The organism is Sphingobacterium sp. UBA5639 (assembly GCF_002421245.1).
Taxonomy (GTDB): domain Bacteria; phylum Bacteroidota; class Bacteroidia; order Sphingobacteriales; family Sphingobacteriaceae; genus Sphingobacterium; species Sphingobacterium multivorum.
On sequence record NZ_DIJR01000036.1, the window covers coordinates 108,633 to 128,413 of the forward strand.

Consider the following 19,781-nt stretch of genomic DNA (forward strand, 5'->3'; position numbering starts at 1 on the left):
ATTTGTAGCGAATTCATAATTATATCGTTAACTATGGTAATTATAAATTTAATTGACCTTATAGTTATATTTTATGAAAAGAATTTGGCTTATCCTATTAGGCTGTATAGCGCTTTCGAGCTGTGATAAAATCGAAAGTAAAGGAATGTATCTAGCTAGCGTGCCCATATTCGAAACAATGGAAAGTATACGAGCTAAAGCTAATCCCGTAAGCAGCCCTACGACAATTGTTCAAACCGGAAAGATTTATATTTATCAAGATTACTTGTTTATAAATGAGCCACGGAAAGGAGTTCATATCTTTAATAATGTTGATCCGTCAAAACCCGTGGCGATGGCATTCTTAAGTATTCCCGGCAATGTGGATCTTGCGGTTCTAGATGGAAAGCTGTATGCGGATAGTTTTACAGATCTGTTGACCTTCGATCTCGAAAATCCTGCATCTCCAAAATTATTGACACGAAATAAGGATGTGTTTAAGATGTTGCTTCAAATGGATTACTTGAATAATACTGCCGATCGCATCATTACAGGATACCGAGATAGCCTGGTAAGCTATAGCCAAAAAGATAAATATTCACCTTATGACCGAAAAGAACCTCTCTATAACGAGACCAATTCGGGCTCGGGACAGGGCGGATCCATGGCGCGATTTACCATTGCCAATAAACATCTATATGCCGTGGACCAAACGACGTTGCACCTTTTTGACGTGCAGAATGCGAGTAAACCTGCCTATGTAAAGGATATCAAAATAGGTCCTGGCATCGAAACAATTTTTCCCTTTAAAAACAACCTGTTTATCGGCTCCAATACAGGTATGGTGATTTATGATATCACGACGGCATCAGCTCCCGTAGAGCTGTCGCGTTATACACATATTCGTGCCTGTGATCCTGTCGTTGTCAATGAGAAATATGCCTTTGTAACCTTACGTGCAGGCGTGGTATGTGGGGGGCAGCAAAATTTGTTGGAAGTTATCGATATCCAAGATCTGACGAAACCGATGCTGAAACATAGCTTCACTTTGGAGAATCCTTACGGACTGGCGCTATCGGACCACACGCTGTATATCTGTGATGGAAAATTTGGGTTGAAGTCATTCGATGCCAGTGATGTTAGTCAAATAGGTAATAAGCTTTTAGAAACTCACAAAAACCTGATGAGTATGGATGTTATCGCTGGACCAAAATCGCTAATTATTGTTGGAGAAAAAGGTGTACATCAATATGATTATAGCAATAAGGCCAAATTGAAGGAATTGAGCATTATTCCTGTTATTAGACCCAATTAAGACACTATTTCAAGAGCTTCATTATTCTGATATGAAAAGACTTTCGATTGCCATTTTGGCTCTTCTCGGGTATTTAACTGTTGATGCCCAAACAAAAAAATATACAAATCATAATGAATTTTCGGTTATTACTTATGGCCCTGCTTTTCTGGAATCTGGATTTGGCTTACATACATTGCATGGGGTGCAGCTCCATGAAAATATCGCTCTGGGTTTAAATACAGGGGTGGATAGGTATCCTGTAAACAATGAAGGATCAAAATGGTTTTTACCACTCTCAGCCAAAGTAAATTATGTGGAATTCCCTGACAGAAAACGTAGTTTTTTTGCAGGATTGGATTTAGGCTATAGTTTTGCTTTCTTGAATAAAAATCTAGTCGAGAGCAATTTAAAATATGAATATCAGGGTGGCTCGTTGGTAAATCCACAGCTGGGTTGGCGCTTTAAATTTAAGAATTCAGCGAAATATTGGTCTTTGGCAACAGGATATCGGTATCAGCACTATAGCCGAAAGGATACTTATACGCGACCCTCAGCAAGTTTGCCAGACACTAGCATAGGGTATGGAACAACACAAATGGATAAAAAATATGATCTGCACCGTTTTACTTTACAGGTAGGATTTGGTTTTTAGGTATCGATCGGATGTTTTTTTTATTAACAGGTGTCGATAGCTTGAAATGTAAAAAAATAGCGTAAGTATACGGTTCGTTTTTCAAATCTAGGCCGATACTAACGCTATTTCACTCTTTTTTGTGGAGCTTACTTATTCGCCGTCTAAAAGCTGTAATACCTGCGTAAGGTATTTCTCATCGACTTCATCAAAACTATTTAATTCACTACTGTCAACGTCCAGCACACCGATAATCTGTCCCTGTTTAAAAACGGGTAGCACGATTTCGGACCGCGAGAGCGAACTACAGGCAATGTGTCCCGGAAATTGCTCCACATCAGGAACAATCAATGTTTTTTCCTGTGCCCAAGCACCCCCGCATACACCACGACCTTTCTTGATACGCGTGCATGCAACGGGTCCCTGAAAAGGGCCTAACACGAGCTCGTCTCCATCAACAAGATAGAAACCAACCCAGAAAAAATTGAATTGTTCTTTCAGTGCAGCAGCGATGTTAGCCAAATTGGCAATTTGATTCGGCTCGCCTTGCAAAAGTCCCTCAATTTGAGGAAGTAAATTTTGATATTGTTCTTCTTTGCTACCTTTAGCTATTTGTAAATCCTCTGCCATAAAAATCTATGTAAAAAAAATAATCATGCATTTGCTATCAGGATTACAATTGCCAAGCATGTTTTGCCTGTCCGGAAAGCTTCACGGCATATTGAGTTCCAACCTGCATGAAATGAAAAAGCGCTAATACGCTGTTCAAAGTTAACAGAATATTAGCGCTTTCTTATCAGGCAAATGTTATTATTTCTTGGTGTTGATAATATTCACCCGAATGTAGTTGCTTCTTTTGCCGGAAGGCGTTACAACAACGGCTTTGAAAACACGTTCCTTACTATTAGGAACCGTAATTTTCACTGGACCTGTATATTCTAAATCCAATTCTGAAGGATCGTAGTTGTCCAATGTGTAATAAATTTTGGCCCCTTCAACAGATGGTTTCAAGCCTCTGATCGTATATTCCGAAGCATATACGGTGGTATCTGTTATGCCATATACTTCCGGTACACGATAGAATGTATTGGTTTGGTCAAGTTTAGCCAGCTGATTTGCTGCACGCTGTTCTGAGAAATTTTTCCAATTCTTTTTCTCTGGCTGTGTCCAGGCAATTTCAGAAAGCGCTATAACGCGCGGTAACACTGTAAATTCGACTTTATTGGATGATCCAATATACTCTGTCCAAATATTTGCTTGTACACCTAGAACGTGTTTCTTGTTGTTTTCAGCAATTTTGCTAGGCATTGGGTCTGACGAATATACTTTGCTCAATGTGGAAAGTCCGCCGATACTTAAAGGTTCTCTGTTTTGATCAGGACCTTGTTTGTGATCAAAATATAGACCATAGCTGTTTGCCGTTATGATCACATCGTGACCTTGATTGGCTGCATCAATCGCACCTTGATCGCCTCTCCAGCTCATGACAGTCGCATTAGGCGCTAAACCACCCTCCAAGATCTCATCCCATCCAATGATACGTTTACCTTTGCTATTGATATATTTTTCCATACGTTGGATAAAATAGCTCTGTAACTCGTGTTCATCTTTGAGGTTGTTATCTTTGATTCTTTTTTGACAAAATGGACATGTTTTCCATTTTGTTTTTGGACATTCATCACCGCCGATGTGGATATATTCACTCGGGAATAGGGGAATGACTTCATCAATGACATCTTCCAACAACTTGAATGTTTCTTCTTTTCCAGCACAGAAAACATCGTCAAAGACCCCCCAAGTCTGCGCAGCCGTGTAAGGTCCTGGCTTATCACCACAGCCCAATTCTGGATAAGCCGAAAGTGCTGCTAACGCATGCCCAGGCATTTCGATTTCGGGTATAACCGTTACATATTTAGCTTTAGCATAAGCAACCACTTCTTTGATTTGGTCTTGGGTATAGAAACCGCCATAAGGTGTGTTATCATAATCACCATCTGTCTTGTAGTTACCCAGTAGTGTTTGCTTGCGGTAACCGCCAATCTGAGTCAATTTTGGATGTGATTTGATTTCGATACGCCAGCCTTGGTCGTCTGTCAAATGCCAATGAAACGTATTCAATTTGTAAGACGCCAGAATATCAATGTATTTTTTTACAAACTCTACTGGAAAGAAATGACGGCCAACATCGAGATGTAATCCACGGTAAGCAAAGCGAGGTTCATCCTGGATTGAAGCTTGTTGAATTTCTATGCTGGCCTTTTTATCCACAGGTAGCAACTGGATCAACGATTGCATACCATAAAATAGACCGGCAGCTTTTCCGCTAATAGTTGCGCGGTCTGAACTTATGTTAAGTTCATACGCTTCAGCATTAGTGGATTTTGCGTTTTTGGAGGAGAAATAGATCGTATTGCTGCTCGCTGATTTCACTAGGGATAAATTGAGACTGTAGTTGCTTTTTAGGAAATCCTGAAACAGCGTTGCAACTTTTTTGTCCTCTTCGCTATCAAAGGCGATTTTGGTGTTAGCGTTGATTTTAAATGTACCATTTTTAATTTGAACCTGTTGCGGTAAGGGCACAATGTTCAAGGTAGCATCTTTCTTTTCTTGCGCAAATACTGCTGCTCCTATACTTAGAGCCAGCGCAAGTGAAAATAGTTTCTTCATGCGTGAGATTATAACTGAAATAAGAAGTTCTAAAAATAGGTGAATAAATACGTTTTAGCAAAGAGGAAATGTAACAAATAGGGTATGAAAACACTGTTGAACGTATTTTTGGGCACTTAGAAGTAGTTTGGATAATAACGTGTTTGGGTTAGATCAATCGTTTGTTTAGTCTGTTAAAGGGGATATTTTACTTCGGGGAATAGTATCCAAATTTAGGTAAAAAAATTTATGCCTTTTTAAATGTTCGTATCTCCTGTGAGCTGATGCTTTATCACTAAACCTTCTTTCGTTGTACAGATTATTTCGATCACGTGAAGGGAAGATAACGACCTTATAACTTCTTCTGAATGATGTCATTTTTGATCCGTTTTTAATGCTTAGTTTATAGGTACATTCAACGGAGCTGATAGGGCTTTATCCGAATAAGGTCCGAATGAGGTCCCTATAAAGTCCCTATCAGCTCCTTATTATTTATAACAATATCTTTTTGATGTTTCAAATTTGAAGCACTGTTAATAGGGCGCGAAGTATTGCAAAACTGAGGTTCGGGAAATGACAAAGGAACCCGAAGGTTCCTTTATATCTTTTACGCTACAGCATGAACAGCACGTATCTGTCATCTAATGATTAATATCGGATATGTTCAGCAAATGTTTATGCATTAAAGTCGTTTCAATGCTAATTTGATCATATCCTCCACGGAAAGATTGCTTTCGGTCTTTAAAATGGTATTTAACACCTTCTCTGCCGCGACTTTGTTGAATCCGAGCATCACTAGTGCTGACAATGCTTCGTCCGGAACTGATTGGGATTGGATCGGTGATGCCAAAGCTTCGAAGCCCTGTTTTTTTAATTTATCCTGAAGTTCCAGTATAAGACGTTGTGCTGTTTTAGGACCAATTCCTTTAATCTTTTGAATGAGGGCAACCTGGCCATTGACGATGGCAGACTGGATCTCATCGGGTGTGTTTGACGATAGGATCATACGGCCTGTATTGGGGCCAATACCAGAAACAGAGATCAAATTTTCGAATAATTTTTTCTCGCCTTCAGTTGCAAAGCCATAAAGCGTGTGTGAGTCTTCCCGAACTTGAAGTGAAATAAATAGTTTACAGTTTTCCTGATCCTTGATTTGGGAGAAGGTATAGAGCGAGATGTGGACATAATAACCAATCCCACTCACATCGATAACAACATGAGTGGGGGCTTTATATGCTAATTTTCCATTGAAATATTCGTACATAGTATACGAATATAGGAAGATTTTAAGCTATTCTATAAATTTTTAAGATGTGCTTGTACATCAACTACAGCAATGGTAACCATATTGACGATTTCGCGCACAGAGCTATCCAATTGCAATACGTGAATAGGTTTGTTCATACCCAAAAGGATTGGACCTACTGCCTCAGCTTCACCAACTTCTTGCAATAATTTATAAGCGATATTTCCGGACTCCAAATTAGGAAATACGAGTGTATTCGCCGATTTTCCATTTAAGCAGCTGAACGGGAAGTTTGCTGTCAACATTTCGCTGTTCAAGGCGAAATTTGCTTGTAAATCACCATCAGCAATAATCTCTGGATGTTGATCGTGTAGGATCTGCGCTGCTGCTCTCACTTTTGTTGGCGTTTTTCCCTCACTTGAACCAAAATTAGAGTAGGATAGTAATGCAATACGTGGCTGAATGTTCATACGTCTCACCGCTTTATCCAGTAACAGCGTAATGTCTGCTAATTCTTGTGCTGTAGGGTCTTCATTTACGGTTGTATCCCCCATGAAGATTGGTCCTTTTTTAGTTAACATCATATACATACCTGCGACACGGCTGCCTGGTTTAGCACCGATTACATGTAATGCCGGACGGATTGTATTTGCATAATTTTTGGTCATACCGGAAATTAGGGTATCAGCTTCGCCAAATTCCACTAAAGAGGCACCAAAATAGTTACGGTCGTACATCAACTTACGGGCGTCGTATTTCGAAATACCACGACGTTGTCTTTTGACATATAGATGCTCAATAAATTTCTTCGAGCGCTCCGTTTCGTTATCAACTTCAGCAACTGGGTCGATAATTTCAAGGCCATCCAGTTCAAAAGCATATTCTTTGATTAGACGTTCGATTTTATCTCTTCTACCCAAAAGAATTGGAATCGCAATGCCTTCTTCTTTAACAATCTGTGCCGCACGTAACGTTTTGTAATTGTCTGCTTCTGCAAAAACAACACGTTTAGGATCTCTTTTAGCAGCCATGGTCAAATTGCGCATAATCGCATCATCTTTACCAAGACGTTTACGTAGGGAATCGCTGTATTGATCCCAGTCTTCGATTACGGTCTGTGCTACACCTGATGCGATGGCCGCTTTTGCAACAGCCATAGAAACTTCAGTGATCAAACGCGGATCGGTAGGTTTTGGAATGATATATTCTTCCGAGAATTTTAAATTGCTGGTATTATAGGCTTGATTTACTTCTTCTGGAACAGGTTGTTTCGCCAAGTCTGCAATTGCACGCACTGCAGCAATTTTCATTTCTTCGTTAATTGCTGTTGCACGTACGTCCAAAGCACCACGGAAGATATAGGGGAAACCCAATACATTGTTTACTTGGTTAGGATAATCTGAACGACCTGTACCCATGATAATATCGTTACGTGTTGCCATCGCCAAATCGTAAGCAATCTCAGGATTTGGATTTGCCATCGCCAATACAATTGGGTTCGGAGCCATTGATAACAACATCTCTGCCGACATGACGTCTGCTGCCGAGAGACCGATAAATACATCTGAATCTTTTACAGCGTCTGCCAGTGTGCGAATATCGCGATCTGTTGCATATTGTGCTTTCATACTGTCTAGATTTTCTCTATCGGTACGGATTACACCTTTGCTATCCAGCATCACAATATTTTCTTTGCTAGCACCTACTGAAATATACATTGCTGTACATGACATTGCAGCTGCTCCGGCGCCATTGACGACGATTTTTACTTTTGAAATATCTTTACCAATAATTTCACAGGCATTGATCAATGCTGCACCTGAAATGATTGCAGTACCATGTTGGTCATCGTGCATCACAGGGATGTTCATTTCTTCTTTTAGACGGCGTTCGATTTCAAAACATTCCGGTGCTTTGATATCTTCCAGGTTGATACCTCCAAAAGTAGGCTCCAATGCTTTAACGATATTGACGAACTCATCGACATTTTTGGTGTCCACTTCGATGTCAAATACATCAATGTCGGCAAAAATTTTGAATAATAAACCTTTACCTTCCATAACTGGTTTACCAGCTTGGGCGCCGATATCGCCTAAGCCCAAAACTGCTGTACCATTACTGATCACAGCAACAAGGTTTCCTTTTGCAGTATATTTATAAGCATCTTCTTTGTTCTCAGCAATAGCCAAACATGGCTCCGCTACACCTGGAGAATATGCTAATGATAAGTCTCTTTGCGAATTTGTTGGTTTGGTCGGAACAACAGCTATTTTACCAGGTCTACCCATTGCGTGGTAGTTTAATGCTGCCTGTTTACGATTAGTGTTACTCATTACGATTTTATTAATTTAAGGCTACAAATCTATCATTCTTTTTGATAATTGGAAATATTTGCCAATATCTTATTATAATTAGACAATAATATGTTACTTCAGGACATCCAATAGTTTAAACATTTGCTGACGCATGCTGGACGCCGATCCTGCATAGTTGTTGACCAGTAAAGTATAAGTAAACGACTGCCCTGTTTTATTGGTATGCACACCTGTATAACCAAGTACGCCGCCAATTGTTCCACTTTTCATCTTCATATTGTTATAGGTGGGAAGACTTTCGTAGAAGGCAGGATACCAACTCTGTTTTTGTGCATACTGCATAATCTTATTCATCGCTGATGTCGTCACTCGATTTTGAGGCGAGAGTCCCGAACCGTCCATACTATTGAGTTCACTGGATTTTATGCCTAATTTGGCATTCCAATATTTTTGTACATAATACGCGCCATCGTCGGTGCCCGTTTTACCAGCTGTTGTATAAGCAATCGCTTTCAACAAGGCCTCTCCGTAAAGGTTGATGCTCTTTTGGTTAAACCAGTAGACAATTTTGTCTAAGGTTGGAGATAAATGGATATCGAGGGTCTGTTTTTTTGAAATATCAACTGAATCCATCTTGGTTCCGGTAGCTGGTAGTTCGCTGGCGGGAATACCGTTGTTACTTAGTACTTCATTTAATTGATAAGCGAGATCATAGGCCGGGTCTGGCGAAGAGAGCTCGATAGTTTTCTTGAGGTCCTGTCCATAGGTGCCGCGCACAAATATCTTGGTCGAATAGGGAGCGGCATAGGCGTACACATTGTCTCCGCTTCCCGATTTACCCGTGGTTGTTTCATTGATGATTTCCAGATACGGAACTGGCGTTGTGTAATTGGCGATCTCAGCTTTAGTTCCGACTTTAGTGCTTGGCAGAAAATTTATGCCAAAGGCATTTTCACACCAATTGAGGGAAGAAATTCCAGCACCATAGTAATTGCCCATGTCGGTCCAGATCCAGCCCCCTGGAAGCTGGTTGCCATTGTAAAGCCGGTCATCGGCGATGATTGCGCCATTTATACTTTTAATACCGGCATTCTGGACTGCTGTAAGCCACTTGTTCAGTATCGTTGTTGCTTGAGTCTCCGGGTAGCGGGCGCTGCCGAGGGTAGGATCCCCCGTACCTGTCACAATAATATTTCCGTTTAACACTCCGTTCTCGTCGATTTCACCTGTATAATACAGGGTTGTTTTGAACTGAAAATTCTTGCCCAGGAAGTCCAGGGCCGTAGCCGAGGTGATGACCTTCATGGTGGAGGCGGTCGCCAATCCGACGTTCTCATTTGCTGCGAATACAGTCTGGCCTGTTTTTGCGTCGAAAACAGTCAATGAGCTCAAACCATTTCTGAGGTTTTCCTGATTTTGAAATTGCGTGAATGCATCCTGAATTTTACTACGAAGATCCTGTGCATATACTGGCGTAGCAACGGTCGTTAACGTGTAGGCAGAAAAAGCAATGGCACTTAGCACAAATTGGTTCATATATCATGTTTTTATAGTCCTATGGTATATCCAGCTTATCTTCGATGAGCTTGTTGGCACGGTTATTTTTATTCGTGTTTGGAAATCATGGATATTCCATTGGACGTATTGTAATTCCTGGAACGCTGCCAATTTTAGGGAAAAGCGTTCGCTGTAGTTCGTTTGTTTTATTTGGCTTAAAGTTAGGCATTCGACCCTAAAAAATCCTAACTTGCATAAAATTGTATAGACGACATGAAGCATATCGAAAAATTAGCTGCCATTCGTGAGGCGATGAAGGTTCAGGGAATCGATGGATATATCATTCCATCTTCAGATCCTCATATTAGTGAATATCTACCGGAACGTTATAAATGTATTGCCTGGGCGTCTGGTTTTACCGGATCAGCAGGGACGTTGGCAATCACACAGGATTTTGCCGGCCTTTGGACCGATTCTCGTTATTTTGTCCAAGCAGCAGAGCAATTGGCGGGAACAGGCTTTGAATTGGTGAAATTGAAAGTGCAAGGTGCAGCGGAGTATGCAGATTGGTTGGGCGAACAGTTGGGCGCTGGTGCTAAAGTTGCTTTTGACGGCAATCTCGCTTCTTTATTGGTGGCTCAATCTGTTCAGCATACTTTGGAGCCTTTGGAGATCAAAGTAGATGGTCATGTTGACCTGTTATCTTCATTATGGGAAGGACGACCAGCGCTGCCTAAGGCACAGGCCTACCTGCTGGACGAAAATATTACGGGACAGTCAACGGTTTCTAAAATTGAAGCTGTTCGTGCGGAGATGAAAAAGAATAGAACGGAAGCTCATCTGATCTCATCTTTGGATGACTTGGCCTGGTTATTAAACATCCGTGGTCAAGATGTACCATGTAACCCTGTTGTTTTGGGATTTGTATTGATTACCCCAGAAAATGCAACGCTTTATATCGAACCTTCGAAGCTGACAACTCAGGCGACTGAAGAACTTAAAGGCTATGGAGTGGGTGTTTCGGCTTATGAAGATATTTTTAAAACGATTCCTACATTGGATGTTACTTCAATTTTAATTGATCCTAAACGTACCTGTTTTGCTGTTTACGATAGCATACCTAAACAGGTTAAGATTGTTGAGAAAATAAACCCTTCAACAAGTTTGAAAGCGATTAAGAACAAGGTTGAAGTTGAAAATAACCGCCATACGTTTGTAAAAGATGGTATAGCGTTGACGCGTTTCTTCAAATGGTTGGAAGAGAATGTCTCCTCTGGTGAGCTTTCTGAATTATCAATTGCGGAGAAATTACGTGGATTTCGCGAAAGTCAAGAGGGTTTTGTCGACGTCTCATTCACGACAATTGCGGGATACTTGGATCACGGTGCCCTACCGCATTATTCAGCCAATGAAAAATCGAACTATATATTACAACCTAAAGGTTTACTATTGGTCGATTCTGGCGGACAATATACTACTGGTACAACGGATATTACAAGGGTGGTAACGCTTGGTGGTCTTACGCAGGAGGAAAAAGAGGATTATACGCTTGTACTCAAGGGAACAATAGAAGGCTCTCAGGCCATTTTCCCTACTGGAACGCGCGGCTATCAGATCGATGCCATTACGCGTCGTCCATTGTGGGAAACATTGCGCAATTATGGACATGGTACAGGACATGGCGTCGGTTTCTTCCTAAACGTACACGAAGGTCCGCAAGTGTTCAATGCAGCTGCAATAGATGTTGCTGTTGAACCAGGGATGATTACATCGATAGAACCCGGATTGTATCGCGTAGGCAAACATGGTATCCGCATTGAAAATCTTGTGTTTACCCGTAAGGCAGGTTCTTCTGAATTTGGAGACTTTCTGGATTTTGAGACACTAACAATATGTTATATCGCAACCGATTTAATCGAAAAATCCCTATTGGATAAAAAACACATTGCTTGGTTGAATAACTATAATCAGTGGGTGTTTGATCAATTATCGACTCATCTTACTGCTGAGGAAAAGAATTGGTTGGCAGACAAGTGTCAGGCGATTTAATCCAAAAAGAATAACAACAGTGGTTATCCGCTGCGCACAACACGAATTTGTCAACATAAACGGTCCCCCAATACTTAGGCAGAAAAGTTGGGGGACCGTTTTTTTAATCGGGTTTTTTCAAAATCTCATAAATGGATTCTTTTCCAAAAGGTTTCAGAATGAAACCGCTTATAAAAGGGTAATTTGCCAGTTGCTCCTGATCGTTTTTGCTCGTGGAGGAACTGACGATAAAAATCTTGGTTTGCTTGATGAAATCGGTCCGGTTTTCAAGTACATCCATTAACTCCCAACCAGTCATAAATGGCATATTGATATCCACAAAGAGTATTGCTGGCATCAACGACTGGCTGATGTCATTGTTCTCCAAATAATCCAATGCATCCAGTGCATTTTTGAAAGAATGAAAGTCAATTTCATATTCGGTAAATCCCTGTAGCATATGGGCGAAAATAGTCCGTAAAATGGCATTATCATCAATGAGAATGATCGTTCTTTTGGTTTCAGGAGTCATGGTCTTTTTGATTAATAATTGTTTTCATCGTGTCAATAACCCTCATCTTGGTTTTGATTGACAGCGCAGTTTTTCTTTCACTCTTTTATTTATGAGATCACGCTGTCCAGGATTGTAGCAGTTATTTTCTGCTTCAGGATTGAACGCTGATTTTTTTATTATAGCTGTATCAGCGGATCTGTATATGCTTTTTCTAAAAATTTGACATAAAAGGTGCTACCCGAATCGATTTTACTTTGTACATCGATTTTTCCACCCAATGATTCGATCTGATATCTAATGAGAAACAATCCGACACCTTTACTCTCAAATCCACGGTGAAAAACCTTTTTGAACATAAACAGCTCCGATTTGTATTTTGGCAGGTTAATGCCCAGCCCGTTGTCTCTAACCGTTAATAACGTTCCTTCTTGTTCCTGATGTGTATGTATTTCGATCTTAGGGGCTCGGTCTGTCGCTGTAAATCGGAGCGCATTACTGATGAGGTTGCTGAAAATACTTTCCAGATAAATCTTAGGATAATAGATGTCTTTTACATTGAATTCGATGGAAATAGTTGCATTTTTTTGCTGTATTTCTTCCGTAAATTGCTGCTGCACTTTTTTGAATATATCTAAAAAATTACATTGTTCATAAATCAGTGAATTGTTTGATTTAATATCAAGTATTCCGTCCAAATTATGTAACGTTTCAGTCAGATCGTCACTGCTCGTATGCAGCAGGTTCACAAAATCAGCCTTTATTTTTTCATCATGTGTTAACTTAATTTCAGCAATAAGCATCTGTATATTGCTGAGTGGGCCTTTTAGATCATGAGCAAGTATGTTCGCAAATTCTTCCAGTTGCCGTATTTTAGTTTCAAGATCTATTTTGACTAAATCCGATTCAATTTTTTGCCGTTTTAGGATTTCGATATTCTTTTTTGATTCGGAAATATCCTGCACCTGGACGATGAGAAATTGTGCGGTATTGGTATTATCAAAAACTGCCGCAACCGTTACAGAACACCATACAAAATGTCCTAATTTATGTATATAGCGTTTTTGAAGCGTAAATGCGTCGATTTCACCCCTGACAAGTTTTTCTCTAAGTTCAACATCTTTGTTTATATCGTCGGGGTGCGTTCTATCAGTAAACTTGGTTTTCGACATTTCTTCATGAGAATAACCAAGAATTTTGGTTAACATATTATTGGATTCTATGGAGTAGCCTTCGAGACTTGTCAATGAAATTCCCAGACCTGATAAATAAAATGCTTGATTAAACTTGTGTTCATTGAATTTACTTTTTTCATTGGACTCGACTTGTTTTGTAATGTCGGAAATAACCAGGGCTACCCGGTTCTGAGCCCTATGTATAGGTTTAATCTGTAAACGATACCATTTGTCCTTGTGCTCGTTTAAATTGGATTGAAAATCCATCTTAAGTTCGCGGTCCAATTTTAATGAATTTTGTATCAATTGGACAGTGGGTACAGCAAGATCCGGCGGAAAGAGTTCTGTGAGACTCTTGTTTAGAAATTCTTCGGGACTGTAGAACAAGAGATCTGGATTGTTGGTCCAGTAGTTTTTAAATACACCAGCATCGGTTACTTCAAATACGAGATCATTCAATGAGGCAACAAGCAATTGAAGTTGGTGTTGTTTATCTTCCAGGACGCGGTTTTTATTGACCAATTTCGATACATCCATAAATGAAATTAAAAGACCTTTTTTATTGTCTTCTATCATAACATGAACATCGAATTGATACCATTTAAACTCTTGATCCTTTTTTCTTCCTAGGATAATTTCATTTTGGTCTTGGTTTTTGGAAAGAGCTGTAAAAAATGGCGTTTCTGTAGGCGACAATACCGAAAGATCATCTGCTGTGTAAAACGTTATTAATTCCTGTATTTTGTAGCTATCTGCCGTACTATCGAGGTCTAAAAGTTCTTGAGCCCTTTTGTTGAATAGTAGAATAGTGCCATCATCTGTGGTCGTGATTGTTCCCTCCAACCTTGTATTTACAGTTTGATCAAAAAGCATAGATAAAGAGTCCCGCTGCTGATGCATTATTCAACCATATTTAGGGTTAATTTTCTCATTTAAAAGTATAAGCAACTCATTGAGTACTTATTTGCAAAATTGGTAACTTTTACCCCAAAATAATAAATAAATATTAAAATATGTAACTTTTTATATAAAATACTAGCAGGTATATTGNNCAATATACCTGCTAGTATTTTACCTCTTCTGTGCCTAAGACCTTCTGTCTAATTCTTAATTTTTTCTAGCCACATCCAGTTGAACCAAAGTGGTTGTACTTGTTTACTATTAAAGGTTATGATATACTTTCCGGGCTTATCGAATTTAAATTTGCCGATGCGGTTTTCGACAAATTCTTCTGTATAGTTGTTTTCATTGGGCTCGACCACCATTTTGTTGGTCGAAGCAAAACTCCCTTCCAACCGCTGATTGGTCGTACTGACTTCAAAAACACTGTTTTCTTTATTGGGATTATGTGCTGAAAAATCGAGTGAGTAGATGCCCGCTTCAGGGATGGTTACCTCCCAATCGATCTTAGTATCCCCCGTCAGGATCGCATGCGTTGGATTTTTTCCATTATAGCGTACAATTTTGAGTCCTTGGTTGAGGCTATTGGTTGATTTCAATGAAAAGCCACCAAAGGTTGATTCTGAGACCGTATTTTTGTCTAGTTCCACCGGCCCATTAAAGGTTAATTTAACTTCCGAAACATAATGATCCGGCTGCGCGTCAGGCAATTGGATATGGATTAAACTGAGACTCTGATCAAATTTTAGTGCCGTTGATACACTTCCCTTCATCAGGGAAACCTGTTCTGGTGTCGATTTGATTCCTGTAATCCGAAGTGTATGGTCTAAGGGCCAATTAAAGACGTGTGCATACACGACTGTTTTTTGCCCTTCTTTTTTGGTTGTCAGGTAACCCCAATCGAACTGGTTGTTGTTTAGATCAAGGCCGGTGCTGCCGTAGATGCCTTCTCCGTATGTGTTTAGCCAATTTCCGACTTCGTGCAGACGACTGACACTTTCGTAGGGCACCATTCCATTGGCACGTGGCCCGATATTTAAGGTGAATCCGCCGTTGAGATTTACATTGGAGATTAAGGACTGGAAAATTTGACTGGTTGACTTCCATTCATTTTCCTGACCATTGTAACCCCAAGAATGGGCAATCGTCCCAGGGGTTTCCCAGGGATGGTTAATATAATTGCTGCCAAATTGGTTGTCACCTAATGTCTCGAAATCCACATTCTCTGCATCCGTAGGAAGGCCTAGGCGTGAATTAATCAGGCAATTAGGCTGTAGTTCACGGATCAATTTGACAACCTGTAGTAATTGTTCTTTTTTGATGATCGACTTTTGATAAGGGATCCACATGTCGAACCATATCAATGCAATGTCGCCATAGTTGGTCATCAGTTCGCGAAGTTGAGGGATAACTTTTTCCTGCCAATATTGATTGTATTGGGCATCGGTAACATGTCCCGACAGCTCCTGTTGATGGTTCCAGCCGTATGGATGTTCCCAGTCAATCCAATGTGAATAATAAAAACCCAATTTCATGCCGTGCTTTCTACAGGCTACTGCAATATCTTTGATGACATCCCGATTGGAATCACTCAATTGTGGAAGGCTATAATGACCAACTTTTGTGTCCCAAAGAGCAACACCATCGTGATGTTTGGCGGTGATGATAATGTATTTCATCCCAGCTTCTTTTGCTAGAAGAACCCATTGCTCAGGATCTATTTTACTCCAGTCGAAACGTTTTGCCAAGGTACCGTATTCTTCTTTGGAGACGCGGTTGCGATATCTTAACCACTCGGCATAGTTATTCATATAACGTAAGGGTTCACCCTTCCACATGCCTTCAGCAGCACTGTATAGTCCCCAATGAATGAACATGCCAAAGCGGGCATCTTTAAACCATGAGGCTTTTTCAGAAGTTTGTGCAAATAGTTTGGCCGAAATACTGAATAGCAATAATGACAGAATCAGTAATCGCTTGATTGATGGTATCATAAAGGTTGTTCTGTTTTTTGACTTACAAGATAGGCAAAAAATCGAATATCGATCCTTAAATTGGGTTTTGAAGTGGCTGTGAAGGATAAAATGTCGTCTGTAAAAAAGAGAAAACCCCTCGTATTTAAACGAAGGGTCTTTGTTTAGTATGAAGCTTTAACGCGATTATTTCAAGTTAAAGGCCTGGATAATCTTTTTAAAAACTGCTGTATTGTTGTAGATGCCCATAAAATTTTGCGCACCCGGTCCATAAGCAAAGACAGGTACCATAATATTGGTATGGTCATCGCTACTGAAATTGCCCCTAACAGTTCCCTTTTTATAATTGGCATCCAATAGGGACAGTCCACCAGTTTCGTGATCTGCAGTGACAATGACTAGTGTTTCACCATCTTGGTCCGCAAATTTTAGGGCTTCCCCGACAAGCCGATCAAAGTCATGTTGCTCAGTAACAACATAGGGAAGATCGTTGGCATGGGCTCCATAGTCGATTTGTGCACCCTCGGCCATGATAAAGAAGCCATTTTTATTTTTAGACAAAAGCTCAATCGTTTTTGAGAGGGAAGTTTTTAGCATTTCTCCCCGTCCATCGAGTATTCTTCGTGTCGCAGAATCCGCCAGGAGAACGAGCTGTTTGCCTGATGTCGCTTTTTCAAAATCACCTAAATTTTGCTGAAGCTGATAACCTTTTGCCGTCAGTTGCTTCATCAGCGTGTTATCCTTGTTGTTGAGGAAGCTTTCGCGACGGGATCCAACGAGAATATCCACATGACTATTTTTGAAATCTGCCGCAATTTCCTGTGACATGGTCCGATCGATCTGATGTGCGTAAAATGCAGCCGGGGTGGCATCTGTAATATCTCCCGCACTGATTATACCGCTTTTGATCCCGTGTTGAGCAAGTGTATCAGGAATAGCGCTCAACAATTTACCGTCTGCATCCACGCCAATGTAACGGTTATTGGTTTTATGTCCAGTAGCCAAAGCTGTCCCGCCCGCAGCGGAGTCTGTAAAATCCGAGTTGGATGCTTCGGTGCGCGAAAGACCAATATGTTTCATATTGATGATATTGGACTGACCAAAATTGGCACTTAAACCTGCTTGTATTTGGGCTAAGCCCATTCCATCACCAATGAGTAAAATAACATTCTTGACCTTGCTCGTTGCACCATCATTTTTATAGGTTGGCTGATAGGGAATGTAGGCCTTTGGATTTGCGTATTCGACTTTAGCGTTATTTAAATAGAAATTCTTAAGTGCAGTAGGGTGGTCTGTATTGATCCAGTCTACCCCCATGTGACCAAGCTCTTTCCAACTATTGGGACTATCTTTCGTAGCCCAAAAACGAAAGGGTTTACCTAATTTATGCGCTTTGTCTATTACAGATTTCATCTTTTCAAGGTCGGGCGGAGTGGGAGTTCCTTTGCCATTCCAGACAGAATACTGCTTAATATCCTGACTAATAATCCCAATATGTTTGAGCTGTGCCGGCGTATAGTCTTTTTCCGGCCTACCATCAAAATAAATCATCGATGGATAATTGTCGAACTTTTCGGGCGGTGGGATTTCACCGCTGACGACAATTTTAATGGCGGAAGGATTTTTCTGCTGGTCGAATACAGATTCGTTGCCCTTCAAATCGGCTAACAATTTAGACAATACCTGTTCGTAATTTTCCTTAATATCAATCACAAGCTGCAAGGTTTGCTCAGGTTTGGCATAAGGTTTATTGCCGTTCTCCTTAAAGAAAGCAACTAAGGGGTCGATGTAAAGTTTTTTTAATGTCTTCCCTGGTTTGATTTCGCTGCTTTCATGAGCAACGTAGAGCTCCCCATTGCGGTAGAAGACGTCCGCTTCGATAGAGCCCATTCCAGCATAGTAAGCCTCCAACAGCGGGATTTGTTGTTTGTAATCATTGTGGCTATGACCTGCATTGGCAGTCAGTTTCTGTTGTGCAGAAACTGACTGAATGCTTAGGCTGGCAAATAGCAGCCACATTAATTTAGTGTTTTTTACCATCCTGCATTTTGTTTAATGACACCGGAACTGTTGTCGATCTCGCGTTGTGGAACTGCCCAGACATCATGTACTTGCGGATTGAAATTTCTAGCCGGCCAAATTACAGCACCATCAAAATCGTGTAGCGGTTTGGCATAGGTAGCTTGCGCATCGCCCCATCTGACCAAATCGCGGTGACGGTCTGCCCATTCACCAGCAAGTTCATTGCGGCGCTCACGTTTTAGGTCAGCAAGGGTCATTCCGCTTTTTGCGATTAAACCAGCTCTTTTTCTAATTTTATTTAATTCGGTATCACCAGCACCAGCGCCATTTAAATTAATGGCCGCCTCAGCTTTAATCAATAATACTTCGGCATAACGCATCAAGGGTACATTGAGGTCTGTAGTGCCGTTGTCACCATTTGGATTGACATGTGTTGGAATAGGGTTGGCATATGAAAATGGTTCCATATATTTTTTGAACTGATAGTTCGAAGTCGCGCCACCGTCTTTAGTAAATGTACGTTCTGCGCCAAAAAACTGGAATTTGTCTCCTGGTTTCAAGATTGTTGCTTCACGACGCAAGTCACCTGTTTCAAAAGAATCGTAAAGTTCTTTTGTCGGCAGATAGTAACCCCAGCCGTTGTAAATTCCCCAAGCTTTGTTGGTCAACATTACACCTGGAAGTTTGCTGCCCCAGCCAGTACCACCACCATTTGGCGTACAGACCACCGACCAGATATATTCTTTGGACCAGTTGTTGGCGGCTTTAAACACATCCACAAAGTTGATCAATAATTCATGTTTGCCTGAACTGATCACCATATCCGCGTACTTCGCTGCATTGGTATAATCTTTTTTGTACAGATATACTTTTGATAAATAGGCCCATGCAGCTGTTTTGTGGGCTTTACCATAATCGGTATCCTTCATCTCAGAAAAATAAGGAAGGTTGTCGGCCGCTTTTAATAGCAGTGAAATGATGTAATCGTAGTTTTCGTTAACGTTGTTTGCTCTGGCTACCGGAACGGAAGCATCTGTTTCAGGCGTAACAATAGGCACACCTGCCTTGTCGTTACCATAGTTTGCTGCCAGCTGAAAATAAACCAGGCCTGCATTGAAATAGGCGTCACCAATGATTTGTTTTTTTCGAGCTTCATCCATGGAGATATTGGGAACATTGATAATAATATCGTTGGCCCTTTTTATAATCGCATAACGCATGCTCCATTGCGATTCTGTATAACCGCCACCGATGTAATTGCGGTTGAAATTTTTGATATTGTCCGCTTCGGGTTTGTTACGTCCGGTCACCATGTCGTCACTGGCATTAATAAACCAGAACATTCCACGGCCATAATAATCCTCTTCGTTGTACTTTTCATACATACCAGCTTCTGCTTTGATCGCATCTTGTTCCGTTTTCCAGAAATTCTGTGCAGACGGGGAGCCCTCTGGCGTTATATCTAACTGTTTGTTGCACGATGCAAAAAATGCTAGTGCAGCTATTGCAAGGTATTTTATATTCGTTTTCATTTTTTTTTATTTTTTAGGGCTGATAAGTA

Annotated in this window: 13 protein-coding genes; 3 read left to right on the forward strand and 10 right to left on the reverse strand. The window is 40.6% G+C overall.

The features are described from left to right. Positions 1–73: 73 nt before the first annotated feature. Both B4Z90_RS22985 and B4Z90_RS22990 read left to right on the forward strand, forming a co-directional pair. Positions 74–1,294 carry an LVIVD repeat-containing protein gene (locus tag B4Z90_RS22985; RefSeq protein ID WP_286709375.1) on the forward strand — a complete coding sequence of 407 codons (1,221 nt, stop codon included), beginning with the start codon at positions 74–76 and terminating at the stop codon, positions 1,292–1,294. 31 nt (positions 1,295–1,325) lie between these two features. Further along, a complete protein-coding gene (locus B4Z90_RS22990) occupies positions 1,326–1,928 on the forward strand; it encodes a hypothetical protein (RefSeq protein WP_286709376.1) in 603 nt (200 codons plus the stop codon). A 132-nt stretch (positions 1,929–2,060) separates the two neighbouring features. On the opposite strand, the gene B4Z90_RS22995 is transcribed toward B4Z90_RS22990, so the two are convergent. The 5 genes from B4Z90_RS22995 to dacB form a co-directional block, all read right to left on the reverse strand. Then, positions 2,061–2,537 (reverse strand): GAF domain-containing protein, encoded by a 477-nt coding sequence (locus B4Z90_RS22995; RefSeq protein WP_286709377.1) that lies wholly within the window; start codon positions 2,535–2,537, stop codon positions 2,061–2,063. A 180-nt stretch (positions 2,538–2,717) separates the two neighbouring features. Continuing rightward, positions 2,718–4,574, reverse strand: a complete 1,857-nt coding sequence (locus tag B4Z90_RS23000; RefSeq protein WP_286803421.1) for a beta-N-acetylhexosaminidase — start codon at positions 4,572–4,574, stop codon at positions 2,718–2,720. Between the two features lie 661 nt (positions 4,575–5,235). Continuing rightward, positions 5,236–5,817 carry a Holliday junction branch migration protein RuvA gene (gene ruvA, locus B4Z90_RS23005; protein WP_046672352.1) on the reverse strand — a complete coding sequence of 194 codons (582 nt, stop codon included), beginning with the start codon at positions 5,815–5,817 and terminating at the stop codon, positions 5,236–5,238. 32 nt (positions 5,818–5,849) lie between these two features. Then, on the reverse strand, positions 5,850–8,132 hold the full coding sequence (locus B4Z90_RS23010; protein WP_070563373.1) for an NADP-dependent malic enzyme: 2,283 nt from the start codon (positions 8,130–8,132) through the stop codon (positions 5,850–5,852). Positions 8,133–8,225: 93 nt separating this feature from the next. Beyond that, the gene (dacB, locus tag B4Z90_RS23015) at positions 8,226–9,650 is read right to left on the reverse strand and encodes a D-alanyl-D-alanine carboxypeptidase/D-alanyl-D-alanine endopeptidase (protein ID WP_286803422.1); all 1,425 of its coding nucleotides are present in this window, start codon (positions 9,648–9,650) and stop codon (positions 8,226–8,228) included. A 234-nt stretch (positions 9,651–9,884) separates the two neighbouring features. Here dacB and B4Z90_RS23020 point away from each other — a divergent pair, with 234 nt between their 5' ends. Further along, positions 9,885–11,660: an aminopeptidase P family protein gene (locus B4Z90_RS23020; protein ID WP_286803423.1), complete on the forward strand. Its 1,776-nt coding sequence runs from the start codon at positions 9,885–9,887 to the stop codon at positions 11,658–11,660. A gap of 103 nt (positions 11,661–11,763) precedes the next feature. Here the strand turns inward: B4Z90_RS23020 and B4Z90_RS23025 are convergent, their stop codons facing one another. The 5 genes from B4Z90_RS23025 to B4Z90_RS23045 all read right to left on the reverse strand — a co-directional run bounded on the left by B4Z90_RS23025 (position 11,764) and on the right by B4Z90_RS23045 (position 19,752). After that, positions 11,764–12,171 carry a response regulator gene (locus B4Z90_RS23025; RefSeq protein ID WP_286803425.1) on the reverse strand — a complete coding sequence of 136 codons (408 nt, stop codon included), beginning with the start codon at positions 12,169–12,171 and terminating at the stop codon, positions 11,764–11,766. Positions 12,172–12,329: 158 nt separating this feature from the next. After that, positions 12,330–14,225 carry a sensor histidine kinase gene (locus B4Z90_RS23030; RefSeq protein ID WP_286803427.1) on the reverse strand — a complete coding sequence of 632 codons (1,896 nt, stop codon included), beginning with the start codon at positions 14,223–14,225 and terminating at the stop codon, positions 12,330–12,332. A gap of 200 nt (positions 14,226–14,425) precedes the next feature. Next, positions 14,426–16,219, reverse strand: a complete 1,794-nt coding sequence (locus tag B4Z90_RS23035; RefSeq protein WP_286803429.1) for an alpha-L-fucosidase — start codon at positions 16,217–16,219, stop codon at positions 14,426–14,428. Between the two features lie 165 nt (positions 16,220–16,384). Then, complete coding sequence (locus B4Z90_RS23040) at positions 16,385–18,217, reverse strand: alkaline phosphatase (RefSeq protein ID WP_286775369.1); 1,833 nt, start codon at positions 18,215–18,217, stop codon at positions 16,385–16,387. Positions 18,218–18,231: 14 nt separating this feature from the next. Then, complete coding sequence (locus tag B4Z90_RS23045) at positions 18,232–19,752, reverse strand: RagB/SusD family nutrient uptake outer membrane protein (RefSeq protein ID WP_115047156.1); 1,521 nt, start codon at positions 19,750–19,752, stop codon at positions 18,232–18,234. Between the last annotated feature and the right edge of the window lie 29 nt (positions 19,753–19,781).

What these genes read in the sequence shown, in the direction of transcription:
- B4Z90_RS23030 (WP_286803427.1), bottom strand. Translation starts at nt 14,225, where the DNA reads ATGCATCAGCAGCGGGACTCTTTATCTATGCTTTTTGATCAAACTGTA.
- B4Z90_RS23020 (WP_286803423.1), top strand. Translation starts at nt 9,885, where the DNA reads ATGAAGCATATCGAAAAATTAGCTGCCATTCGTGAGGCGATGAAGGTT.
- B4Z90_RS23035 (WP_286803429.1), bottom strand. Translation starts at nt 16,219, where the DNA reads ATGATACCATCAATCAAGCGATTACTGATTCTGTCATTATTGCTATTC.
- B4Z90_RS23025 (WP_286803425.1), bottom strand. Translation starts at nt 12,171, where the DNA reads ATGACTCCTGAAACCAAAAGAACGATCATTCTCATTGATGATAATGCC.
- dacB (WP_286803422.1), bottom strand. Translation starts at nt 9,650, where the DNA reads ATGAACCAATTTGTGCTAAGTGCCATTGCTTTTTCTGCCTACACGTTA.
- B4Z90_RS23000 (WP_286803421.1), bottom strand. Translation starts at nt 4,574, where the DNA reads ATGAAGAAACTATTTTCACTTGCGCTGGCTCTAAGTATAGGAGCAGCA.
- B4Z90_RS23040 (WP_286775369.1), bottom strand. Translation starts at nt 18,217, where the DNA reads ATGTGGCTGCTATTTGCCAGCCTAAGCATTCAGTCAGTTTCTGCACAA.
- B4Z90_RS23010 (WP_070563373.1), bottom strand. Translation starts at nt 8,132, where the DNA reads ATGAGTAACACTAATCGTAAACAGGCAGCATTAAACTACCACGCAATG.
- B4Z90_RS22995 (WP_286709377.1), bottom strand. Translation starts at nt 2,537, where the DNA reads ATGGCAGAGGATTTACAAATAGCTAAAGGTAGCAAAGAAGAACAATAT.
- B4Z90_RS22985 (WP_286709375.1), top strand. Translation starts at nt 74, where the DNA reads ATGAAAAGAATTTGGCTTATCCTATTAGGCTGTATAGCGCTTTCGAGC.
- B4Z90_RS22990 (WP_286709376.1), top strand. Translation starts at nt 1,326, where the DNA reads ATGAAAAGACTTTCGATTGCCATTTTGGCTCTTCTCGGGTATTTAACT.
- B4Z90_RS23045 (WP_115047156.1), bottom strand. Translation starts at nt 19,752, where the DNA reads ATGAAAACGAATATAAAATACCTTGCAATAGCTGCACTAGCATTTTTT.
- ruvA (WP_046672352.1), bottom strand. Translation starts at nt 5,817, where the DNA reads ATGTACGAATATTTCAATGGAAAATTAGCATATAAAGCCCCCACTCAT.